The 19,372-nt window shown below is 45.5% G+C and carries 13 protein-coding genes; 12 read left to right on the forward strand and 1 reads right to left on the reverse strand.

The annotated features are described in order from the left end of the window. Positions 1-21 precede the first annotated feature (21 nt). The 12 genes from hrpA (at position 22) to dusA (ending at position 18,417) form a co-directional block, all read left to right on the forward strand. Positions 22-4,296 (forward strand): ATP-dependent RNA helicase HrpA, encoded by a 4,275-nt coding sequence (hrpA, locus tag ADH67_RS02925; RefSeq protein ID WP_236578462.1) that lies wholly within the window; start codon positions 22-24, stop codon positions 4,294-4,296. Between the two features lie 241 nt (positions 4,297-4,537). Further along, a complete protein-coding gene (locus tag ADH67_RS02930; protein WP_066591463.1) occupies positions 4,538-5,647 on the forward strand; it encodes a D-alanyl-D-alanine carboxypeptidase family protein in 1,110 nt (369 codons plus the stop codon). An 838-nt stretch (positions 5,648-6,485) separates the two neighbouring features. After that, positions 6,486-7,277: a DNA polymerase III subunit epsilon gene (dnaQ, locus tag ADH67_RS02935; RefSeq protein WP_236578463.1), complete on the forward strand. Its 792-nt coding sequence runs from the start codon at positions 6,486-6,488 to the stop codon at positions 7,275-7,277. Positions 7,278-7,377: 100 nt separating this feature from the next. Next, the gene (rluB, locus tag ADH67_RS02940) at positions 7,378-8,526 is read left to right on the forward strand and encodes a 23S rRNA pseudouridine(2605) synthase RluB (protein WP_084081434.1); all 1,149 of its coding nucleotides are present in this window, start codon (positions 7,378-7,380) and stop codon (positions 8,524-8,526) included. Positions 8,527-8,869: 343 nt separating this feature from the next. Next, entirely contained in the window at positions 8,870-9,439 is a 570-nt protein-coding gene (gene rimP / locus ADH67_RS02945; protein WP_066591465.1) for a ribosome maturation factor RimP, read from the forward strand. Beyond that, positions 9,440-10,939 (forward strand): transcription termination factor NusA, encoded by a 1,500-nt coding sequence (gene nusA, locus ADH67_RS02950; RefSeq protein WP_066591466.1) that lies wholly within the window; start codon positions 9,440-9,442, stop codon positions 10,937-10,939. 30 nt (positions 10,940-10,969) lie between these two features. After that, positions 10,970-13,759, forward strand: a complete 2,790-nt coding sequence (gene infB, locus ADH67_RS02955; protein ID WP_066591467.1) for a translation initiation factor IF-2 — start codon at positions 10,970-10,972, stop codon at positions 13,757-13,759. A gap of 69 nt (positions 13,760-13,828) precedes the next feature. Then, positions 13,829-14,200, forward strand: a complete 372-nt coding sequence (gene rbfA / locus ADH67_RS02960; protein ID WP_066591468.1) for a 30S ribosome-binding factor RbfA — start codon at positions 13,829-13,831, stop codon at positions 14,198-14,200. Between the two features lie 3 nt (positions 14,201-14,203). Continuing rightward, positions 14,204-15,124: a tRNA pseudouridine(55) synthase TruB gene (truB, locus tag ADH67_RS02965; RefSeq protein WP_066591470.1), complete on the forward strand. Its 921-nt coding sequence runs from the start codon at positions 14,204-14,206 to the stop codon at positions 15,122-15,124. Between the two features lie 9 nt (positions 15,125-15,133). After that, complete coding sequence (typA, locus tag ADH67_RS02970) at positions 15,134-16,984, forward strand: translational GTPase TypA (RefSeq protein WP_066591471.1); 1,851 nt, start codon at positions 15,134-15,136, stop codon at positions 16,982-16,984. Further along, positions 16,968-17,360: a YchJ family protein gene (locus ADH67_RS02975; RefSeq protein ID WP_255202358.1), complete on the forward strand. Its 393-nt coding sequence runs from the start codon at positions 16,968-16,970 to the stop codon at positions 17,358-17,360. Before typA ends, ADH67_RS02975 begins: the two co-directional genes overlap by 17 nt. A gap of 37 nt (positions 17,361-17,397) precedes the next feature. Continuing rightward, positions 17,398-18,417 carry a tRNA dihydrouridine(20/20a) synthase DusA gene (gene dusA, locus ADH67_RS02980; RefSeq protein ID WP_066591475.1) on the forward strand — a complete coding sequence of 340 codons (1,020 nt, stop codon included), beginning with the start codon at positions 17,398-17,400 and terminating at the stop codon, positions 18,415-18,417. Positions 18,418-18,423: 6 nt separating this feature from the next. Here the strand turns inward: dusA and ADH67_RS02985 are convergent, their stop codons facing one another. Next, positions 18,424-19,233: an MBL fold metallo-hydrolase gene (locus ADH67_RS02985; RefSeq protein WP_066591477.1), complete on the reverse strand. Its 810-nt coding sequence runs from the start codon at positions 19,231-19,233 to the stop codon at positions 18,424-18,426. Positions 19,234-19,372: the final 139 nt, after the last annotated feature.

The following is a 19,372-nucleotide window of genomic DNA, read 5'->3' on the forward strand; positions in this document are numbered from 1 at the left end:
AATAATTATAATGAGCTCGTTATGAGAAAAATTAAAGCAATGAGTTCTTCACTCCAAGATTTAAAAGATAAATGGCAGGAAGTTAAAGCAAAACAGCCTGAAATTGAGGCAGCGGCTTCTGCTCAAGAAACGAATTTCACGAAGAAGAAAAAACTACAGCCTAAGATGGTAGTTTCCGGCGCAAAGCAGGCTACATCCGAACAGCTCAAAGAATTAATGGCTTTTGCAGGCAGAAATAAACCTGCCGCCGCCAAGGGAAGGGGACAGGCGCCGAGCAAGCAGCCCCTCCCGCAAGAAGATTCGGATCTTAAAAAGCAAGAAAAGACCCAGAAATCTGAAGTTCGGCAAGAAAAAAAGAAAACAAAGCCGGTTCCCGGCCAAGAAAAAGGGAAAAAGTTAACTTCTCTAGCTGATTTAAAGAAAATCGAGGTCAAGAAGACCGGTCCGGTTAAACCGGATAAGCCCGAAACAGAGAACAAATCGAGACGCGTACGAGTAAGGGGAGAAAAAGAAACCAGTGAAATCTTCCGAAACGTCCCTGCAAAATTAGAGTTGGCAGAAAACCTTCCTGTTTCTGAAAGGGCCGATGACATCCGTGAAGCCATCAAGAATAATCAGATTGTGATTGTTTCCGGAGAAACCGGTTCGGGTAAGACCACACAGCTTCCTAAAATCTGTCTTCAGCTGGGAAGAGGACAAAAGGGACTTATCGGCCATACGCAGCCGAGAAGAATTGCTGCCGTATCTATCGCAAAAAGAATTGCCGAAGAAACCGGAACAAAAGTTGGTGAGGTCGCCGGATATCAAATCCGTTTTAAAGACGAGATGGAAGCCGGTGCCAGCATTAAGCTCATGACCGACGGTATTTTGCTTGCGGAGACACAAACCGATCCTCTTCTTAAAAAATACGACACCATCATCATTGATGAAGCCCACGAAAGAAGTCTCAATATTGACTTCCTGCTGGGCTATCTTCGTCAAATTCTGCCGAAGCGTCCCGATTTAAAGGTCATTATTACTTCTGCCACTATCGATTCGGAACGTTTCGCGAAGCACTTTGATCAAGTCAACGGCGGCAAGCCCGTTCCCGTTATCAATGTCTCGGGAAGACTGTATCCCGTGCAAATCCGCTATCGTCCGGTTATCGAAGAAGACGAAAACGATGACCGTACCTTAATGGAGGCTATTGCGGATGCATGTGACGAACTGCTTCACTCAGGTCCCGGAGATATCTTGGTATTTCTGCCCGGAGAACGGGAAATTCGAGAGGCGGCAGATGTATTAGGCAGAAATTCTAAGCCCGGCTTGGAGATTCTTCCTTTGTTTTCTCGCCTGAGCATTGAAGAGCAAGACAGGATTTTTCGTCCGAGCGGAGCTCGAAGGATTGTGCTCGCTACCAATATTGCCGAGACTTCAATTACGGTTCCGGGCATCCGCTATGTGGTGGACTCCGGCCTTGGCCGAGTAAAGCGTTATTCCTACCGTAATAAAGTAGAACAACTTCAAGTCGAACCAATCAGCCAAGCAGCTGCTCAGCAGAGAGCGGGCCGCTGCGGCCGCGTCTCCAACGGTATTTGTATTCGTCTGTATGACGAACAGGATTTTGACAAGCGCTCCAAATACACCGATCCTGAAATCTTAAGAAGCTCCTTAGCTACGGTCATTCTGCGAATGAAGTCTCTGCATCTTTCTGATGTCCGGGAATTTCCTTTTGTAGAACCGCCGATGCCAAAAGCTATTACCGACGGCTACGATTTGCTGATCGAATTAAACGCCGTAACGGCTCGCGAAGGGGAGTTGACAAAGGTCGGCAGAGAATTGGCAAAGCTTCCCGTCGATGCCAAAGTAGCCCGTATGCTTCAGGCTGCTCAAGATAATCAAGCATTATCTGAAGTCCTGATCATCGCTTCGGCGATCAGTGTTCAGGACCCGAGAGAACGTCCGTTAGATAAACAGACGCAGGCTGACCAGGCCCATAAGAAATTTTCAGACGATAAGAGTGATTTCTTGAGTTATCTCAAGATTTGGAACTATGCACAGGATGCAATAGCAAATAAAAAGAGTAATCGTTTGCTGGAAAGACAGTTTCAGACGAACTTCTTGTCTGCTAGAAGACTGCGCGAATGGAGAGACGTGTACCGTCAGCTCAAAGAAATGGTCACCGAGCTCGGCTGGAGATTAAATACTGCGCCCGCAACCTATGAACAGCTTCATAAAGCGTTATTAAGCGGTTTGCTCGGCAGTATCGGGAATCGGATTGTTGAGCCCGATTGGAGAAGCCCTCCCTTTGCCGGTGCCCGGGGAATCAAGTTTTGGCCATGGCCCGGTTCTGCACTGGCTAAAAAAGCCGGTAAGTGGATTATGGCTTCTGAAATCGTTGAGACTTCCCGTTTGTATGCCCGTACCATAGCTAATATAGAACCCGAGTGGCTGGAAAAAGTCGGTGCACATTTAATCAAGAAATCTTGGTCGGATCCCCATTGGGAGAAAAACGCCGGAAACGTGATTGCCTTTGAGAAAGGCACGTTATACGGTTTGCCTGTTTACGGACAGAGACGAGTGAACTTTGCGCCTAAAGATGCGAAGTTAGCCAGGGAAATTTTCATTAGAGAGGCTTTGGTCAATGAAGATTTTGATTCTCAGGCGCCTTTCTGGCAGCACAACAAATCTCTTATCAAAGACATCCGAGACATGGAACATAAATCTCGCCGTCCGGATGTTTTGGTCGATGACGAGCAGATTTTTGCTTTTTATGACTCTCGTCTCGGTGCAGAGGTTTGTAGTGTTTCTACGTTAGAAAAGTGGAGAAAAGAAAACGAAGCTAAAGAGCCGAAACTGCTTTTCCTCTCTAAGAAGGATTTGATGAGACATGATGCTTCGGGCATCACTATCGAATACTTCCCTAAGAAGATTGAGGCTGCAGGCATTCCTATGGCCGTCAGCTACAACTTCGATCCTGGCTCTCCCAGAGACGGTGTGACCTTAACGGTTCCTCTCTACGCTCTGAACCAAATCAGCGAAGAGCAGATGGAATGGCTGGTGCCGGGAATGGTCAAAGAAAAAACGGCTGCTCTTTTAAAAGGGCTTCCGCAAAGACTGCGCCGTCACTTTGTTCCGATTCCTGATTGGGCAAAGAGTTTTGCGCAGGCTCATGAAACCCCGGAGGGCGGTCTTCTTGAGGCCATCAGCCGGGAGGCGGCAGAGCAATTCCGGATTGAAATCAATAAGACAGATTTCAAGGTAGAAAATCTTCCGCCTCATCTAAGGATGAATTACAAAGTTGTAGATGAGCACGGCCGGCAAGTTGGAATGGATAGAAGTCTTCCGAAGCTTAGAAGTGAATTCAGCCAGCAAGCCAAGGATTATTTCCAGCAAGTGGCTTCCATGGATTCCAGAGTAGCTGAAGACTTGCAGGAAGAAATTGTGGACTGGACTTTCGGAGAGCTTCCCGAAGTGATGGAAATCCGAAGAAAGGGCGTTTCCTTGATTGGACATCCTGCTATTGCTGATCGCGGTGATTATTGCTCCATTGAAGTGTTTGATGAACCGGAAGAAGCCAAAGAAGTTCATAAAAAAGGCATCAGAAAACTTATCCGTTTCCAGCTTAAAGAGCAAATCAAGTATTTAGATAAGAGTTTGAAGTCTCTCCAGTCTGCCCAGATTGTCGGTTCAAGTTTGCCATTTGCAAAACAAGCTTTTGAAAGCTTTGAAAATTTAAAGTCTCAAGTAATCAATGCGGCCATTGAACAAAGTTGCTTACTAGGGAAATTGCCTATTAATCAACAAGAATTTGGGGTTATTTGCCAGGAAAGTAAGGGTAAATTGAACCTTATAGCCATGGAGATTTCGCGATTAATTGAACAGATCGTTAATCAAGCCGCAGGGGTAAACCAGAAATTAAATGCTTTTAAAAATATTAAAGAATTAAATGAAAATATTAATTCCCAATTAAAAGAAATGTTTTTTAAGAATTTTATAGAAAACAAGTCAATTAATATTTTGAGAAATTATCCGAGATATTTAAAAGCGGTTGAAGTTCGTTTAGAAAAGTACAGAAAAGATCCTTCAAAAGATGCGGAAAAAGCAGAAGAGATTAATAAGCTAACTATAAAGCTCAATCGAGAAAAAGCTGCGAGAAGGGGTGTAGAGGATCCGCGCCTGGATGAATTTGAGAACTTACTTCAAGAGCTAAGAGTTTCTCTTTTTGCTCAAGAACTTAGAACTCCCATGCCGGTAAGTGTTAAAAGACTGAACAAAGTTTGGGACTCGTTAATCGGTTCTTCTCGAGGCTTTTAATATTATTAATTTTTCGGCTGGAATTTATTAATAAATTAATATTTCCAGCCGTTACACTATTTTCTAGGTGTTTCTACCAAGTAATAACTATTTTGGTTTTATTTTCTTAAGGGAAAGTTCTCTTTTTAAGAAATAGTTTTATCCATTTTTGTAATTTTTTATATGGAGTTTAGTTAAGTAAATATAAAAGATGTCAAAATAAAAAAAGGAAACAAATAACTCGGTTCGGGAGAATATGTAAATGCGCACATGGGCGTCCTTTTTTTGTTCAGTTTTTTTAGCCTTTTCTCTAGCGCTTTCTCCCACTGCCGACGCGGCACCTCAAAAATCCAAGGCAACGGCAACTAAGACAGTCAAGAAAAAATCAGCAAAAGCAGTTAAGACAAAGAAGGTCTCTGCAAAGAAGAATGTTCGTAAAAAAGCCGTGGTAGCTGCTTCTAACAAGTCAGTAAGAAAGACTGCCGGTAAGACAACAACAAGCAGAAAGTTTGCTGCTTCCAAGAAAGTTTCCAAAAAGAGATATGCCGTACGCAAAGTTAGAGGTCCTTCTTACGCTCAGCTTCATGGACTCAGAGGATCTTCCGATCCGTTGGGACTTCAAACGACTGCGGTTCTTGCTTATGACATGGACAGCAATGAAGTCCTCTACGAAAAAAATGCCGATGAAAGACTTCCGATTGCTTCAATTACAAAATTAATGACAGCATTGGTCATCGTAGAATCCGGTGTTTCCTTAGACGAAAAATTCAAAGTAACCAAAGAAGACTTTGTTAGATCCAGTGCCCGAAGCAAATTGAGAAACGGTATGTATCTTTCCCGCAAGCAGGCGTTGCATCTAGCTTTGATGAGTTCTGATAATCGCGCAGCTCACTTTTTGGCGAGAACCTTCCCGGGTGGAAAAGCACGTTTTATTCGCGACATGAATACCAAAGCTGCCATGATTGGCATGTTTGATTCCGTTTTTTATGATTCCATCGGTTTGAACAATGAAAACAAGTCTTCTGCACTTGACCTTTCAAGATTGTTAGCAAGCGCAGGTGAGTATGACCTTATCCGCGAGCTTTCTACAACCCCGATGGCTCAGATTCCTGTCGGACGCCGTTTGGTGACGAGCCGCACTACCAACAGTTTCGTGGCTAACGACAATTGGGACGTTTCTTTGCAGAAGACAGGGCTGACCACAGCAGCAGGTTACTGCTTGGCAATGGAAACTGAGATTGGCGGCAAAACTGTAGCCATTATCTTCTTAGATTCTCCTAATAAAGCAGCAAGAAACCAAGATGCAGAAAAGCTTAAGGCCTGGCTGAGCGGTCAGTTCATGACAGCATCTGCCTCTGAGGATTCTAACTAGTCAGAGACAAAAAACAAAAAATTGCCCAGAATTTAGTGTTCCTGGGCTTTTTTGATCTCTTAAATAAAACTGATAGGCTAGCGGTAAGGGAGGCGGCTGCTATGAAGCATCAATGAAGAAGCCTCTCGCCTGGCCTCCATAAGCAACTCTCTCCCAAGTGCATTGAATGCTGACTATAGAGTATCGATTTTTGTATCGTGGACGGCCTGAATCACATTCTGGATCCTAGGATGTCTGATATTCATGCGTTGTGCAAGCTCTGTCCAATAGACGAATTGTTTGATCTTTCGGGTTAATCTAAAAACTTATTAATATATTTTTATCTATCTATCAATCGATTAATATATATCAACAAAATTGACTGATTTTGATAGATTGTGACATCCTGTAGTTCTAATATGTTGCTCTATTTATCAAAGGAGCCTTATATCACCGTCCTATAGGCGGTGTTTTGCTGACCTGTTTGATAAAAAACAGTGTGAGAATTATTTTCATGTGGAGAGTGTATTCTTGGTTTGGTTAGAGAAACTTAATATTTTCTCCAACGTCGGCTTGTATAGTTTGATAATCGGATTCCTAATTTCCTCAGGAGGCTCTTCGATTCTATTAGCCGACTCTGCTAATGAGAAGGTTCATTGAGATTGGAAGCGTGTCATCCGAATCATAAAGACTATCGATTCAAGCGGGCACATGCGCTAAGGAACAGATCTCGCTGACTTATGCACGTCCGTTGTGTGAAGTCACTGCTGGAATTTGACCAATAGGTCTACTGAAAAATCTTCGTAGAAGGTCTAAACTCGCTGTTTCTGAAAAGTTATTTCCTACTGGAGCTTAAAGCGTGGAAGAACCGGCATACGTGCGAGAAATTTGTTTTGATACTGAAACCACAGGGTTTAGAGCTAAAGAGGGCGACCGTCTGATCGAAATCGGCTGCGTCGAACTTTCCCGTTACGGTATCTCTGAAAATAAATTTCATCGCTTCATCAATCCTCAAAGAGATATTCCTGAAGAAGCCATTCGAATCCATAACATTACTAATGAAATGGTGGCCGATAAGCCAACATTCGAAGAAATCGCTGATGAATTCTTGGAGTTTATCAAAGGTGCGAAGTTAATCGCTCATAATTCTCCCTTCGATGAGTCTTTCTTGGATCAGGAATTGACCAGAATCGGAAAGGGCAAACTCCGAGATCATTGCGTAGATGTTATTGACTCTTTGGAAATCAGCCGTAAGGTGTTTCCTCAGCAGCAAAACTCTCTTGACGCTTTGTGTAAACGTTTAGGCGTCGATTTAACTTCTCGTAATGACGGCCACGGCGCATTAATCGATGCTCAGCTTCTTGCCCAGGTCTATTTAGTCCTCAAGCAGGATCAGGAGTCAATGGATATTGACAGTCTGACTCTGTCCGGTAAAAAACTCGATGATATTGAAGATACTCACATCGTCATCAAGGCCAGCGAGGAAGATTTGAAGGCTCACGAAGCATTTTTGGAACTTTTAGCAAAAAAATGCAAAGGCACTCCGCTTTATAAAATGGAAGACGAAGAGTTCAAAGCCCTACGCGAAAAAGAACAAGAGTCTATTAATTCTAAAAAAGCCAAAATGGAACAATTTATCGCTAGTCTCTAAGGAAATAGTCCGATTTAGAGACTTCAAGCAGACACAATGCGCAAAAGACAGCGATAATCAGAAAATTAATAAAAAGATTCAACTGTTAGGAAAACATTAAATGGCATTTCAAAACAAAGGCCGCAGAACTCCTTTTAGGCCTAAACAGACGGCAAAATCAGCTGGCTCCTCAGGTATTAAAACTAGAAGTCCGCGTCCGGCAGGTTTTAAATCAAGCCAGGACGGAGAAACCGCCGATTTGCACCTGCCTGCCACCGCTTTTAGTCCTTCTGCTTCTAAAGGTCCGCGCGTCCCGGCTCAGGACTCTGCTCCTGCAGTAAGCGAAAAACTTCATAAAGTTCTTGCTGATGCCGGCCTTGGTTCCCGCAGAGACATGGAAGAGCTAATTACGCAAGGCCGCGTCTCCGTCAACGGCGAACCCGCTTTTATCGGACAACGCGTACTTCCGACGGATTTGGTCCGCGTAAACGGCAAGCCGGTCAGACGTGCAATGAAGCATGCTGAGAGCGTTCCTCAAGTTTTGATTTACCACAAACCGGCAGGAGAAATTGTCTCCAAAGACGATCCGGAGGGCAGGCCAACGGTTTTTGATCATCTTCCTCGTGCAAGAAACGGCAGATGGATCGCTGTCGGCCGTTTGGACTTCAATACCGAGGGTTTATTGCTCTTTACGACTGACGGAGAATTGGCTAACCGCTTGATGCATCCGAAGTACGAAATCGAAAGAGAGTACGCTGTCAGAATTCAAGGAGAGCTCTCTAAGGAAGATAAAGAAAAGCTTCTGACCAAGGTTATGCTCGATGACGGCCCGGCAAAATTTACTTCCTTAGAAGAAATCGGCGGTAAAGGATTCAATCGTTGGTATCAGGTTAAGCTCTCTGAAGGAAGAAACAGAGAGGTCCGCCGTATGTTCGAAGCTGTAGGTATGCCGGTGTCCCGCTTGATCCGTACTCGTTACGGCTCAATCAATTTGCCTTCCAACTTAACTCGCGGCAAATTCGAAAGACTCTCGAAAGAAGTTGTTGAAGCATGGATTAAAGAATCCGGTTTGGATAAAGAGCCGGTTTCCAAACTGATTCCTTCCCGTCCTAAAGCCGGCCCCGCCGGCGGAACACGCAGAACGGGATCAAGTCCTAGAGCAGCTTCAGGGGCACCAGGAAGAAGACCTCCCGCCGGAAACAGACCTGCTGCAAAAGCTCCGAGAAGCGGAAGAAAGCCTGCATCCGGCACGCCGAGAGCCGGAAGATAGCGGATTTTCCGGTAAACTCAGCAGAGGCCTCAAAATGAGTCAGTTTTTAAGGTCTTTTCCATGCTTTGTATAAGCGAAATGGATAACTTTATGTTTAGTAAGGGAAATTTACCGCTTGACAAATAATAAAAAACTTTAGGAAAGAAGTGGTTTTTTATCCATTTTTACAAAAACTTCCGTTTTTTTAATAAGTTAGGAGTACAATGCTTGCAAATTTCTGGCAGATTATAAAAATTTGCCGGGTATTTCTGTATCTTTGGTATGGGAATACACCTGTCAAGGGTTGTAAATAGATGGGCTTAGCGCCCGTTTTTTTTTGGTTTAGTTAAGAGGTTGCAGCAGAATGGCGGTTCCATCTCAGGTTTTCGAATTAATTGAGTCGACCGTGGAAGGTCTCGGTTACGAATTGGTTGACGTCGAACGTCTTCCAAGAGGTCTTATCCGCGTCACTATTGATAAAGAAGGCGGCATTACGTTGGACGATTGCGAAAAAGTCAGCAATCTTTTGAATCCCGCTTTAACCGTGGACAACGTGGATTTCGATCGTCTTGAAGTCTCTTCCCCGGGTGTGGATCGTCCTCTCAGACGCGCTAATGACTTCGTTCGTTTTGTCGGCAGCAACGTTCATATCGAGCTCTATACACCGATGACAGGCGAAGGTTTGCCTGCCAACGGCAGAAGAAGAATGGACGGTAAGCTTCTTGCCGTAGAAGGCGAGGAAGCCAGCCCGACCATCACGCTCGAGCTCATTACTGAAAGATTGGGCCGCACCCCGAGCGAAATTGCCAAAGCTAAAGCTAAAGCCAAAAAATCAGGAGAAGCTCAGGCCGCTCCTGTCATCCTCAATATTCCATTTAAAGACATTGAACGCGCCTCTTTATTGGCCGATTTAGATTTTAGAGGTTCAAAATAAATGAATAAGAATCTGCTTGACTACGTAGAACTCCTTGCAAATGAAAAAAGTGTCGATAAGGAGCTAGTACTGATGGCACTTGAGAGTGCTATCGCCAGTGCTGTTAAGAAATCCGAGTTTCCGGGCGAAGACGCGGATATCGCAGTAAAAGTAGACCCTAAGACCGGTGATTACCAAGTTTGGCGCCAATGGCTCGTCGTTCCTGATGACCAGGGACTTCAGGAGCCTGATCGTCAGATTCTTCAGTGGGAAGCCAAGGAGGATTATTCTGACCAGGGCGAAATGAATGTCGGCGATTATGTCCGTCAGGAACTCAAAGATTACAGCGTGACAGGCCGTAGATTCGCTACTGATGCCCGGCAGGTCATTCTCCAGAAATTGAGAGAAGCCGAAAGAATTAAAAATCTTGAAGAATTCAAGAACCTCTACAAAGATCAGAAAATTGTTCACGGTCAAATTCGTAAGAACGTCGGGGGAGACTGGATTGTTGAAATCGGTAAGGTCGAAGCAAGACTGCCAAAGAGCGAATGCATCCCTCATGAATTACTGAGAACCAATGACCGTATCCGTGCCTATGTTTCCAAGATTGATCCGGCTTCAAGACAGCAGCAGGTGACTTTGAGCCGTGCCTGTAACGAATTCTTGATTGAACTCTTGAAGTTGGAAGTTCCTGAAATCAACGAAGGCCTGCTTGAAATTAAGAATGTAGCCAGAGAACCGGGCCAGAGAGCCAAGATTGCCGTCCAGGTCAAGGATAAGAGAATCGACCCAATCGGTACTTGCGTCGGTGTCAAAGGCAGCCGTGTTCAAAACGTTACTAAAGAATTAAATAACGAACGTATTGATATTGTTCGCTGGTCCGACCAGCCTGTTGAGTATGTCGTCAGTGCTTTGGCCCCGGCCACTGTTACCTCCGTTGTTGTACACGCAGACGCGGGCAAAATGGACGTTGTGGTTGACCAGGAAAACAAAAAAGGAGCTGTTGGTGCTTCCGGCCAAAACGTGAAGCTTGCTTCTAAGCTCACCGGTTGGGATATCAACGTGATGACTGCTGAAGAAGCTGCTGAAGAGAAAGAAAAAGAAATCGGAGAGATCCGCAGCAAGCTTATGCAGTACCTTGAAGTAGACGAAGAAGTGGCAGAAGCCTTGATCGAAAACGGCATCGACACTCTTGAAAACCTTGCCTACGGTCCGGAAGATGAACTCTTCGCAATGGAAGATTTTGACGAAGACACTATCCGTGAACTTCGCTCCAGAGCCCGTACAGGTCTGATTACTCAGGCTCTTGAAAGAGAAGAATTGTTAAAAACAGCTGACCCTAAACTTTTAGAACTTCCAGGAATGGAACACGATCTTGTGGCCCTGCTGAGCAAGAAGGGCGTAAAGACATTAGATGATTTGGCTGATTTGTCCACTGCCGAATTGGTGGAAATGACAAATATGGAAGAGCAGGATGCACAGAAATTAATCGTTGCAGCCCGCGCTCATTGGGACAACTAATCAATACGGTAATAGGAGAAAAAGAACTATATGACACAAAATACTGTATCTAGTTTAGCGGCAGATCTGAAATTACCGATTGAAGAAATTTTGGCTCAGCTCAAAAGTGCAGGTCGTCCGCAGAGAAAGGCCGATGATGAAATCAATGACATTGACAGACAGATACTGCTTGATTCATTGAAAGCAGCACGCGGAAGCACCAGTACCGGAAAGACAAAGATCACCCTGACTAGGAAAGAAAAGAAAGTGATTACTCAACCTGCATCAGGCGGTCGTACTCACTCCATCCAGGTCGAGGTCAGAAGAAAGAAAGTACTTGTTAAGCGTTCTGACATCGAGGCTAAGGCCCGCGAGGAAGCAGAAAAAGCAGCAGCTGAAATCCTGAGACAGAAAGAACAGGAAGCATTGGCCAAGGCCGCCGCTGAAAAAGCAGCTGCGGAGGCAAAAGCTAAGGCAGAAGCTGAACAAAAAGCTAGGGAAGCTGCTGCTCGCGCAGCTGAAGAAGCTAGAAAAGCCGAAGAAGAAAGAAAGGTTAGAGAAGCAGAAGCTCAGAAATTGGCTAAGGAAGAAAGCTTGAAGAAAGAACAGGCTGAAAAATCCGCACGTGAAGCCGCTAAACGCGCTGAAGAAGCCCGTAAGCGCGCTGCTGCTGAGAAAGCAGCTGCCGAAGCTGCCGCTAAGGCTAAAGAAGAAAGCAAGCGTTTGGCTGAAGAACGTGAAAAAGCCCGTAAGAAAGCTGAGGCTGAAGCCAGAGCTATTCGCGAAATGATGTCTGCCCCGAAACGTGTTTTAACTGCTAAAGCCGAAGAAAGCAAAGATGCTAAAGAAGGCCAGAAGAAACAGCATAAGAACAGCGTTAAGAAAGAAAACAAGGCTCAGAAAGACAACCGCCGCTCTGAAAACTGGGGAGACGAAAACCAGCATAAGAGAACCATGAAGATCAAAGGCGGAGAAAACAACGACGAAGGCAGCGGCTGGAAGTCTGACCGCAGAAACAAACGCGGCAAGCAGCAGAAGAACAATGTGCCGCAAAGACAGCAGCCTGCTGTCCAAGAACCTATTATCCGTGATGTTGTGGTTCCTGAAACCATTACTGTCGCTGAATTGGCCCACAAGATGAGCGTCAAGGCAACCGAAGTCATTAAGCAAATGATGAAGCTTGGTCAGATGGTTACGATCAACCAGATGCTCGACCAAGACACTGCCATGATTGTTGTTGAAGAAATGGGACACCGTGCAACAGCCGCTAAAGCTGATGATCCGGAAGCCTTCTTGGAAGAAGAAGCAAGCGCATTGGCTGAAGTACCCAAGGTGCCGAGACCGCCGGTTGTTACTATCATGGGCCACGTTGACCATGGTAAGACTTCTCTTCTTGACTACATCAGAAGAACCAAGGTCGCTGCAGGCGAAGCTGGCGGCATTACACAGCATATCGGTGCTTACCACGTTGAGACTCCCAGAGGCATCATTACTTTCTTGGATACTCCGGGCCACGAAGCCTTTACGGCTATGCGTGCCCGCGGTGCTCAGGCAACCGATATCGTAATTTTGGTGGTTGCTGCTGACGACGGTGTTATGCCACAGACCAAAGAGGCTATTTCTCACGCCAAAGCCGGCAACGTGCCTTTGGTTGTAGCTATCAACAAGATAGATAAGCCGGATGCCAATCCCGAAAGAGTTAAGCAGGAATTGGTGGCCAATGAGGTCATGCCGGAAGAATACGGCGGCGATGTTCCGTTTATTCCTGTTTCTGCTAAGACCGGTCAGGGTATCGACGATCTTCTCGAAAACGTTCTTTTGCAGGCGGAAATCCTTGAGCTCCAAGCTCCGGTTGACGCTCCTGCTAAAGGCGTGGTTATCGAATCCAGATTGGATAAAGGTAAGGGTGCCGTTGCGTCCGTCCTTATTCAGTCCGGTACTTTGAAGAAAGGAGATATCGTTTTGGCCGGTGCTACATACGGCCGCGTCAGAGCCCTCTTGGACGAAAACGGCAAGGCCGTGACTTCCGCAGGTCCTTCCATTCCGGTGGAAATTCAGGGCTTGTCCGATGTTCCGGCAGCCGGTGACGAAATCATTGTCATTAATGACGAAAGAAAAGCCAGAGAGTTGGCCAACTACCGTCAAGGCAAATACCGTGACGTTAAGCTTGCCCGCCAGCAGGCCGCTAAGCTTGACAACCTGTTCAAAGACGGGGATGAAGGTCAGAAGTCCTTGTCCTTGGTCATTAAGAGTGACGTTCAAGGTTCTCAGGAAGCCTTGGTCCACGCCCTTACCAAGCTTTCCAACAAGGAAGTTAAGGTCTCTGTGGTTCACGCAGCCGTCGGCGGCATCAGCGAATCCGATATCAACTTGGCTATCGCCAGCAATGCAGTAGTTATCGGCTTTAACGTTCGTGCTGATTCTCAGGCTCGCAAGCTTGCGGAAAACAACGGCATTGACATTCGTTACTACAACATTATTTACGACGCTGTAGATGACGTTAAGGCAGCCATGAGCGGTATGTTGGCTCCGGAACGCCGTGAAAACCACGTCGGTCTTGTCGAAATCCGTCAAGTCATTCGCGTTCCCAAAGTGGGAACCGTTGCCGGTTGTATGGTGCTCGAAGGAGTGGTTAAACGTAATTCACATGTACGTCTTTTAAGAGACAATGTGATCATTTGGACAGGAGAGATTAACTCTCTGAGACGTTTCAAAGATGACGTCAAAGAAGTTAAGGCCGGTGCCGAATGCGGTATTTCTTTGAAGAATTATGACGATATTCAAGTCAATGACAGACTTGAAATCTTCGAAGTAGAAGAGGTCGCAAGAACGATTGAATAATCCTTCTTAGAAGTCGAAAGCAGAAGGGCCGGCGGGCTCTTTTGCTTTTTAAATGAATGGAGAACAATGATGATTAAACCAAGCAAACCGGGTCGTGCAAACCGTATCGAAGAACAAATCCAAAGAGATTTGGCGACAATGATTCCGAAAGAATTAAGCGATAAGAGAATTGGTCTTGTTACGATTACAGGCGTTAAAATCACGCCGGATTATGTCCATGCCACAGTGTATTTCACTTCCATCGGCTCCACTCCGGAAGCCTCCGAAGAAGCTCTTAACAGTGCCTCTCCGATTCTTTATCCGAGAATCTTCAAACTGTTGAAGATCCACACCGTTCCTCAGCTTCACTTCGTCTACGACAAGAGCGTTGAAGACGGCTTTGAAATGGATCAGCTCATTAAGCAGGCCCGCGCTGAGGACGCAGAAAAAATTAAGGAGTAAATTTTGTCCCGCAGAAAAAAAGGAGACAAGATTGACGGTGTTTTAATGCTGGATAAACCAGTCGGTCTTTCCAGCAACACCGCACTGCAAAAAGCCCGAAGAGCTTTAAATGCTCAAAAAGCAGGTCATACGGGAACCTTAGATCCTTTTGCATCGGGGCTGTTGCCGTTGTGCTTCGGAGAGGCTACAAAATTCAGTGCTGATTTGCTTCACGCCGATAAAGAATATGTTGCCTCTATAAAGTTCGGAGAAACAACTACGACAGCCGATGTAGAAGGAGAGATTATTGAAACCAGACCGGTTGACTTCACTGAAGAACAGCTCCATAAGGCTCTGGAATCCCTTACCGGTGAGATTGACCAAATTCCGCCGATGTATTCCGCGTTAAAAAAGGACGGTGTCCGGTTATACGAATTAGCACGTCAGGGACAAGAGATCGAAAGAGAGCCCAGACGCGTCACTGTTTACGAGCTTGAACTTTTAAGTTTTAACAAACCTGAAGCGTTGGTTAGAGTTAAATGCTCCAAAGGCACGTATGTGCGTGTGCTTGGCGAAGATATCGGCAAGATTCTCGGATGCGGAGCGCATTTAACGGCTTTGAGAAGAACAAAAATTGCAGATATCGACATTTCTGAAGCTGTCAGCCTACAGGATTTTGAAGAAGCCGATATTGCTCAAAGACTTGATATGCTCGACCCTCCGGACAGACTTCTTAGTCAATTAGAACCTATTGAATTAAAAGAAGAGTTAGCTGTTCGTTTTTTGCATGGTCAAAGTATTAGGATAACGAGATCTGAAAATTCAGAGAAAAAAGTAAAAGTTTACAGACTGTCAGACGGTAAGCGTGAGCTGCTTGGATGCGCTCGGCTGAGTACTGACGGCGTTCTTTCCGCGGAAAGATTAATTTCGAATAGTAGTAATTAAAGTAAATATATGAATCGCTCAATTAGAAATGTGGCAATTATTGCTCACGTGGACCATGGTAAAACAACCTTAGTCGACAAGCTTCTCCAACAGTCCGGAACATTCCGTGAGAACCAAGCAGTTGCAGAAAGAGTCATGGACAGTAATGACATCGAGCGTGAACGCGGCATTACCATTCTCGCAAAAAATTGTGCGGTTGATTACAACGGTACTCACATCAACATTGTTGATACCCCGGGACACGCTGACTTCGGCGGTGAAGTAGAACGGGTTTTGTCTATGGTTGACGGCGTTCTTCTGCTGGTTGACGCTGTTGAGGGCCCGATGCCTCAAACACGTTTCGTGACTAAAAAAGCTCTTGCACAAGGCTTGCGTCCGATCGTTGTGATTAACAAGATCGATCGTCCGGGTGCCCGTCCTGAATGGGTTATCAACCAGACTTTCGATTTGTTTGACAAACTTGGTGCAACAGACGAACAGTTAGACTTTCCGGTCATTTACGCTTCCGCTTTAGGCGGTTATGCCGGCTTTACCGAAGATGTTGAAGAACTCAAGAAAATCGGCAACATGAAGGCGATTTTCGATACTATCCTTGATCACGTCCCGGTCAGAGACGATGATCCTGATGGTCCTTTGCAGCTGCAGATTTCCTCTTTGGATTACTCAAGCTACGTTGGCAAGATCGGTATCGGCCGCATCAAAAGAGGCAAAATCAAACCTCTCCAGGAAGTTGTCATTATGAACGGTCCTGATTCTGTTCCTAAGAGAGCCAAAGTCAATCAGGTCTTGAAGTTCCAAGGTTTGGAAAGAAAGGTTGTTGATGAAGCTCAGGCAGGAGATATCGTTCTTATCAACGGTATTGAAGACATCGGTATCGGTACGACGCTTTGCGATCCTGCTGCACCGGAAGCCCTCCCGCTGCTTCATGTTGACGAGCCGACTTTGACAATGAACTTCCACGTCAATACTTCTCCGTTGGCCGGTAAAGAAGGCAAATACGTTACAAGCCGTCAGATTCGTGAAAGACTTGAAAGAGAACTCAAGAGCAACGTGGCTATGCGCATGAAGCCGACTGACAACGAAGGTGTTTTCGAAGTTGCCGGCCGCGGCGAATTGCACTTGACCATTCTCATTGAAAATATGAGACGCGAAGGCTATGAATTGGCAGTTTCCAGACCACGCGTACTTTATAAAGAAGTTGACGGCGTGAAGATGGAACCGTACGAAAGCTTGACAGTCGACGTTGAAGAAAATCACCAAGGCCCGGTTATGGAAGAATTAGGCCGCAGAAAGGGTGATCTTCAGGATATGCAGCCGGACGGTAAAGGTCGCGTTAGACTCGAATACAAGATCCCGGCACGCGGTTTGATCGGCTTCCAGAACGATTTCTTGACAATGACTCGCGGTACCGGCGTTATGAGCCATGTATTTGACGAATATGCACCTGTTAAATCCGGTGACTTAGGCGATAGAAGAAACGGTGCCATCATCAGCCAAGATGACGGTACTTCGGTTGCTTACGCGTTGTGGAAGATTCAGGAAAGAGGTCGTCTGTTCATTGGTCCGGGAGAACCGATTTACGAAGGTATGGTTATCGGTATCCACTCCAGAGACAATGATATTGTCGTTACACCGATTAAAGGCAAGCAGCTGACCAACATTCGTGCTTCCGGTACAGACGAAGCTATTCGTTTGGTTCCTCCGATTCAGCTTACCCTTGAAAGCGCCGTTGAATTTATTAACGATGACGAGCTTGCGGAAATTACGCCGAAGAGCATCAGAATTCGTAAGCGCTGGCTGAAAGAATTCGAACGCAGAAGAGCTGCCCGCGGAGACGAAAGAGTTGGCCCGGGAATCTAAACCCAGCGATATGTGTCCTTGCGGCAGCGGGAAACTCTATTCCGACTGCTGCGGACGCTTTCATGACGGAAAAGCTGTTCCTGAAACGCCGGAACAGCTGATGCGTTCCAGATATTCTGCTTTTGTCGTGAAGAAGCCAATGTATCTTCTCGACACTTGGCATCCTTCAACGCGACCGTCTGAGCTTAATTTGGATGACCCGGTTAAATGGCTTTCTTTGAAGATAAAAAGCACCGGTTTCAATTCACCCGATGAAGGCTTAGTTCATTTCATTGCCCGCGGCTTGATTGCAGGACGCGGATTTAAGCAGGAAGAAAAGAGTCGATTCTTGAAAGAAAACGGACGATGGTTTTATGTTGACGGGATCCTATCCTAATTTTTGAAGTTGCCTTCTGGCAGCTTTTTTTAGTTTTATGAACAGTAAAGATTCTTGGAAATTCTGTGTAGCTCCGATGCTGGACTGGACAGACAGACATTGCAGATATTTTCATCGTCAGTTGTCAAAAGACGCCCGTTTGTATACGGAAATGGTGACAACCGGCGCATTGATATACGGCGACAGGCCTAGACATTTGGACTTTAATAAAGAAGAGCATCCGGTTGCCTTGCAGCTTGGAGGATCTGATCCGAAAGACATGGCAGCCTGTGCAAAATTAGCTCAGGATTGGGGCTATGACGAAGTTAACATTAATTGCGGATGTCCGAGTGAGCGTGTTCAAAAAGGATCTTTCGGTGCTTGCCTAATGTCGGAACCGGCCCTGGTTGCCGATTGTATAAAGGCGATGAGAGATGCCGTAGATATCCCTGTCACGGTTAAGCATAGAATCGGTATCGATAAAATTGAAAACTATGACTTCGTCCGAGATTTTGTTGGGACGGTATCCGAAGCAGGGACAAATGTTTTCATTGTTCATACAAGAAACGCTTGGCTCAAAGGTCTTTCTCCAAAAGAAAACCGCGAAATTCCTCCTCTCAAAAGAGAGTTTGCATATCAGCTTAAAAAAGATTTCCCTGAATTAATCTTTGTGATCAACGGGGCAATTCAAGATTTAGGCCAAGTCGAAGAACAGCTCAAGTTTGTGGATGGAGTGATGGTAGGCCGTGCTGCTTACAACACTCCTTGGCTTTTAAGCGATGTAGATGACAGAATTTACGGCGACAGTCATGAGCCGATTACTCGAGAAAAAGTAATTGAGGTCATGACTGAATACTTGAAGACGGTAGGGTCTGATCAAAGAGCGGTAAGGGCGGTTTGCCGCCATATGCACGGCCTGCTTACAGGATTGGCCGGTGCAAAGGCTTGGAGAAGGACATTGAGTGATTCAGCCGCCATCGAGCATGAAGGCTCAAATATTCTCAACTATGCCTATGCTAAAGCCGGTTGGTCGGACATAGAAAGATATTGGGACGCGGACGACGATAATTTCGGCTAGAGCTTTTTATAGTTCTATGACTGAACCGCATCCGGCCCAATCTACATCATCAAAATATTTGGCCATTGCAGCGGCGGCTTTGAAGCCGGTGCAATGGTTCAGTCTCCAGCGTTTTACCTTAAATTCACTGAGCTTTTCCGCCCACAAAGGATATTCTCTCGGTGCAGCAGCGCAAAGATGAGAACCTCCGACGACGGTATCAAATACTTCAATATTGAGCTCTTCAGAGATATATCTCATGATGTTGGGCAGACCGGCATGAGAACAGCCTAAAAGCAGCGACCAGCCTTTATTTCCTTTAACGGCGACTGAAACATCATCTTCAAAGTTGTCGGTCTCAACGGAGCCGTTTTCGTTAACTTCCCAAAGATTTCTGCAGCATACATAGTGCGGATTTCTTCTTGCTTTTGGAACGGTGAAAGCAAAGACGTCCGGAGCTACTTCCGTTATGCCTTCAATCGGACGGAATTGTCTTAAGCTTTGGATTGGAAATCCGCCGCTCAAACGTTTTGCGTCCGCATCTCCTCTTTTTTCAATAGAGACTGCCGGGGAGGCATACACATTAACCTGCGGCTGAATCCGCAGAATGTCCATTAGTCCGGAGATATGGTCGAAGTGACCGTGAGAAAGAATTACCGACGAGAGTTTTGTTGGATCCAAGTTCAAGAAATTCAGGTTGTGCGTTAGCACGTGGCAAATTCCGGCTGTGTCCAAAAGAATGTTGGTATCTTTTGTTTCCAGCCAAGAAGAGTAACCCCATTCAGCGAGTAAACCTTGTTTTTGGCAGAAATTATCTACAACAACGGTAAGTTTCATTTTTGTTCCTTGGATTCTTTACTGCCTTATTTTAATCCAGAGGTTTCTTCTCTTTCTCATAAAAATAGTGAAGATCAATTTATAAAAGAGCTTAAATTTCAAAATAGGATTTTGAAATTTCTGGATATAATTATATGAG

It is taken from the genome of Turicimonas muris, from assembly GCF_002221595.1.
GTDB lineage: Bacteria > Pseudomonadota > Gammaproteobacteria > Burkholderiales > Burkholderiaceae_F > Turicimonas > Turicimonas muris.